We start from the raw sequence: 5,076 nt of genomic DNA, 5'->3' as shown, positions 1-5,076 counted from the left end.
CCGCCGGAGCCGCCGTCGCAGCCCGCCTCAGCGAGGATCCGGACCTGGAGGTGGCACTGGTCGAGGCTGGGCCTGACGACCGGGGAAACGATGCCATCCTCAGGCTCGACCGCTGGATGGAACTCCTGGAATCCGGCTACGACTGGGACTACCCGATCGAACCCCAGGACCACGGAAACTCCTTCATGCGTCATGCACGCGCCAAGATGATGGGCGGCTGCTCCAGCCACAATTCCTGCATCGCCTTCTGGGCGCCGCGGGAGGACATCGACGAGTGGGAGACAAAATTCGGTGCGGAAGGCTGGAACGCCGAGACCGCGTGGGCCCTCTACCAGCGACTCGAAACCAACGAGGACGCCGGTCCGGACGCTCCGCACCACGGCGATTCAGGACCAGTGCATCTGATGAACATCCCGGCGTCGGACCCATCGGGGAAGGCGCTGCTTGATGCCTGTGAGCAGGCGGGTATTCCCCGCGTTCACTTCAACACCGGGGCGACGGTAATCAACGGCGCCAGCCTTTTCCAGATCAATCGGCAGGCGGACGGTACCCGCGCGTCGTCGTCGGTCTCCTATATCCACCCCATCATGGAGCGGCCCAATTTCACTCTGCTGACTGATCTTCGGGCACGGGAACTGAACTTCGCCGCCGACAACCGGTGCACCGGCGTCGACGTCGTTGACGCGTCCTTTGGCCGCACCCACACCCTCACCGCACGGTTGGAAGTGGTCCTCTCAGCTGGAGCGATCGATTCCCCCAAGCTGCTCATGCTGTCAGGGATTGGCCCGGCCGGGCACCTCGCAGAGCACAGTATTAACGTGCGGGTGGACTCCCCCGGCGTCGGCGAACACCTTCAGGACCATCCCGAGGGTGTCATCCAGTGGGAGGCAAAACAGCCGATGCCTGAGACGTCCACCCAGTGGTGGGAGATTGGCATTTTCACCACCACTGAGGACGGACTCGATCGACCCGACCTGATGTTCCACTATGGATCGGTTCCGTTCGACATGCATACGCTCCGACAGGGGTACCCCACCACAGACAACGGGTTCTGTCTCACGCCGAACGTTACCCATGCTCGGTCGCGCGGCACGGTGCGCCTGCGCAGCCGTGATTATCGGGATAAGCCGTTGGTGGATCCCCGCTATTTCACTGACCCGCACGACATGCGCGTCATGATTGCCGGGATCCGTAAGGCCCGCGACATTGTGGCGCAGCCCGCCATGGCTGAATGGGCCGGACGCGAGCTGTACCCGGGGCCGGGGGTCCAAACCGACGACGAGATCGCCGGCTACATCCGAAAAACCCACAACACGGTGTACCACCCGGCCGGTACGGTGCGGATGGGCGCGCTCTCCGACAGGCTTTCCCCGCTCGACCCTGAGCTGCGGGTAAAAGGCGTTACCGGCCTGCGCGTCGCTGACGCATCCGTGATGCCGGAGCTGACCACTGTCAACCCGAACATCACCACCATGATGATCGGTGAACGGTGTGCCGATCTGATCAAACAGACCCGCGCGAGCTAGGACCTGAGTTTCGTCCGGGCGGGCGTTCCACTACCCGACCCGGACGAAACTGGTTATCCGGTTCCGGCCGGCGGCCTTCGCCGAGTACAGGGCGTCGTCGGCTTCCTTCAGCAGCTGACCACTGCCCACAGCGTGATCGGGTGCGAAGGTGGAGATGCCGGCGCTAATCGTCAGCACATGTTCGGGGTTGCCCGCATGCCCAATGGCGAGCGCCTTGATACCGGCGCGGATCCGCTCCACTATCGCCCGAGCATCCCCTTCGCCCTGGTCGGGCAGGATGAGGAGAAACTCCTCGCCGCCGTAGCGGTAGATACCGTCGGTGTCCCGCGACAGCAGGGTCAGCGTATCGGCGACGGCTTTGAGCGCCTGATCGCCAGCTGGGTGGCCCTGGACGTCGTTGAAGCTCTTGAAATAGTCGACATCACACAGGGCCAGCGAGTAGCGCGTGCCATGACGCAAGCTTCGATTGTGCAGCAGCTCAAGGTCCTCTGCCAGTTTCAACCGGTTGTCCAGATTAGTGAGCGGATCGGTCCTGGCCTGTTTGGCCAGTTCCTGCCGATACCGCCCGAGCTGTGCATGTAGCGCAGTCACCCGGCGTGCCACCAATAACCGGGTGCGCAGAGTGAAAGGATCCAACGGTTTGGTGACATAGTCGTCTGCACCGGCGTCCATTCCGGCGAGCACATCATCCTTGGAGCCGAAGGACGTCAGCAGCACCAGATAGGTATAGGTATCTTCCTCGCCGCTCCGGATCGCCCTGCATAGTTCCAGCCCGTTCAGGCCGGGCATCATCCAATCGGTGACCACCACCTGCGGCTGATGGCGCTGGAACAGGTCCCAGGCGGCGTCACCGTTGGTCGCTGACAGGCACTCGTAGCCGGCCTGTTCCACCACGGCTTTCGCCACCATCAGCGACCCCGGATCGTCATCCACCACCATCACCTTCATGGTGCGCCCTTCACCGACTCGGCCAACGCGATGGAGACGAGTTCAAGCTCCACTTCCAGCTCGGTCAGCCTTGCCGGGTGCGCTGAGGCATCGGCGCTCGAAGCGTCCTCCAATTTGCCGCACAAAGCCGCCACGCCGTTGGCTCCGATGTTGGCGGCCGCCCCCTGAGCTTGTGGGCTGCGTCCCGCAGGCCAGTCCCCCGCTCAACTGCCTGACGAAGCTCGGCAAAGTCAGCCGGGACCCCGTCGAGGAAGGCTGCTGCGGCCGCAGGAAGCACACCCCACCCATCGTCGGACCCAAGCCCGCGGAGCATCGCGAGCCGCACCGGATCTACCACCTGCCGGGTTTCGCTGCGTTCCGGGTGCGGATCCTGCGCTGCGGGGGCTGAGGCGGAGGCAGCTGCGGAGACGGGGGCGGAGGCAGTCGCTGAAACACTGAGCTCAGGCGCTGGTACGCCCGGGGTGTGGACCCAGCGGAGCAACGTTGCCTCCAAGAGTGCCAGATCGACCGGCTTGGCCAGGTAATCATCCATTCCTGCCGCACGGCACCGTTCGCGATCTTCGCTGAGCGCACCGGCGGTCATAGCGATGATTGGCAGGTGCGCGGCGTCCCGGCCGCGGATGGCACGGGTGGCCTCGAACCCGTCCATGATTGGCATGTGACAATCCATCAGGACTGCAGCATACGTTTCGTGGGAAGTAGCCTTGACGGCTTCGGCGCCGTCGCCGACCAGGTCCACCCGGTAGCCTAGTTTGAGGAGCATCGATTCGGCCACCAGCTGATTCACCGCGTTGTCCTCGACCACGAGGATCCTTGGGCTAGGACTCTGTTCCGAGCCCGTTTCCTGCAGCTGTACCGTGCGTGAATGAACGGTTTCGGGCGCTGGCTCAGAGTCAGAATCAGTCATCAGGTGCATTAGCCGGTCATAGAGCGCAGAGCTCCGCACCGGCTTGGTCAGCCATTCGGACACCCCGGCCGCTGCGAGTCGGTCACGGTCAATACGCCCGATCGAGGTCAACAGGATCATCCGGGTAGTCGCTAGCTCAGGACGACTGGAGATCGCCTCGGCGAGGTCGATCCCATTGACGTCCGGCATGCACATGTCCAGGACGGCAATGTCGAAGGGCTCTCCTGCCTGCGCTGCCCCGGTGAGTCGGGCCAACGCGGCCAGCCCACCGTCTACCGCTTCTGTCTTCATCCGCCACGAGCCAAGCTGCGACTGCAGGACCAAACGGTTGGTCGCATTGTCATCCACCACCAACACCCGAAGCTCATCGAGCAGGCTGGGCGCCGACGCGGGAACGGATTGTGTGCCTTCAAGGGGAAGATTGAACCAGAAAACGCTTCCCGCCCCAGGGGTGCTGGCCACCCCGATACTGCCACCCATGGCTTCGGTCAGCCGCGGTGAAATCGCCAGGCCGAGCCCGGTGCCTCCATACCGTCGGGTCGTCGACGCATCAGCCTGCGCAAACGACTCAAACAGGCGGTCGTGGTCGGTTGCCTCGATTCCGATCCCCGTGTCCTGTACCTCGAACCGAATCATGGACTGACCCTGGGCCAGGACCCCAGTGTCCTCGGTCCGGTGGACTCGAACGGTTATTTCCCCAGCTGCAGTGAACTTCACCCCATTCGAGAGAAGATTGAGCAGCACCTGCCTGATCCGACCGGCGTCGCCGATGAGCTGCTGAGGCACCTCGGGCAGGCAGTAGGCGATCAGTTCAAGGTTCTTGCTCCGCGCACCCTCGGCAAGGAGGCCAGCGACTTCGTCGATGAGCCGCCGCGGGTCAAAGGATTCCATTTCCAGGTTGATTCTGCCCGCTTCGAGCTTCGAGAAATCGAGGATATCGTTGATCAACAGGAGCAACGACTCGCCGGCGCCTTTGACTCCCTGTGCATACTGGCGCTGGGTAGTGTCCAGTGGCGTATCAAGCAACAGGCCGGTCAGGCCGATCACGCCGTTCATTGGGGTGCGGATTTCGTGGCTCATCGTCGCGAGGAATTCCGACTTCAGCCGGGTCGCTTCAACCGCTGCTTCCCGGGCGTTGCGTAGTTCGGTCTCCGCGGCACGCCGTTCACTAATGTCCTGGGCGATCGTGGCGAGGCCGCGGATAGCGCCGTCGGACCAAATCGGGGAGATGGTCATGGCGACCTGCACCACTGATCCGTCGCTGCGCACACGCTCTGTCTCGAAGCTGTGGCTCTCCCCGCTCTCCCACACCAGTGCATGTGCTGCATCGTTGGCTTCCTTGGCCCCATCTGGAACCATGAACCCCTTGTCTTTGTTGAGCGTATCCGCTGCCGGATACCCAAAGATCCGCTCGGCCCCAGGGTTCCAGCTGACAATTTTGCCGTCGGGCACTGACCCGATGATCGCGTCCGACGATGAGGTAACGATCGCTCCCAGACCCTCAAGTTCGGCGGTGCGCGCCGCCACCTGATCCGCCAGTCCGCGGGTGAGCGTGACATTTTCGATGACGATCAGGATCTGCCGGATCACCAGGAGCGCTAGGGCGTGTCTCCTAATTCTTTGAGCCAAATAGTGATGGCTCGGAGTACGGCTCCTCCGCGGTAGGTGAGGGCGAGTTTGTCGTACCGGGTGGCC

At 63.2% G+C, this 5,076-nt stretch carries 3 protein-coding genes; 1 reads left to right on the top strand and 2 read right to left on the bottom strand.

Annotation, left to right across the window (positions count from 1 at the left end; genetic code table 11):
* Nucleotides 1-1,526 (top strand): GMC family oxidoreductase (locus tag Y703_RS19540; RefSeq protein ID WP_035764800.1); only part of this gene is annotated, 1,526 nt, incomplete at its 5' end.
* Nucleotides 1,527-1,556: 30 nt separating this feature from the next.
* On the opposite strand, the gene Y703_RS0111485 is transcribed toward Y703_RS19540, so the two are convergent.
* Both Y703_RS0111485 and Y703_RS19535 read right to left on the bottom strand, forming a co-directional pair.
* Nucleotides 1,557-2,474: a GGDEF domain-containing response regulator gene (locus Y703_RS0111485; protein ID WP_026552811.1), complete on the bottom strand. Its 918-nt coding sequence runs from the start codon at nt 2,472-2,474 to the stop codon at nt 1,557-1,559.
* 64 nt (nt 2,475-2,538) lie between these two features.
* Nucleotides 2,539-4,971, bottom strand: coding sequence for a PAS domain-containing hybrid sensor histidine kinase/response regulator (locus Y703_RS19535; RefSeq protein ID WP_051427536.1), 2,433 nt, complete (start codon nt 4,969-4,971; stop codon nt 2,539-2,541).
* Nucleotides 4,972-5,076 lie beyond the last annotated feature (105 nt).

The sequence above is a fragment of the Arthrobacter sp. H20 genome (genome assembly GCF_000520515.1).
Classification (GTDB): Bacteria; Actinomycetota; Actinomycetes; order Actinomycetales; family Micrococcaceae; genus Arthrobacter_D.
The sequence above is the reverse complement of the archived record's forward strand: the minus strand, read 5'-3'. Positions and strand labels throughout refer to the sequence as shown.

Excerpts from the sequence above, each read along its gene's own strand:
- Y703_RS0111485 (WP_026552811.1), bottom strand. The coding sequence starts at position 2,474 with ATGAAGGTGATGGTGGTGGATGACGATCCGGGGTCGCTGATGGTGGCG.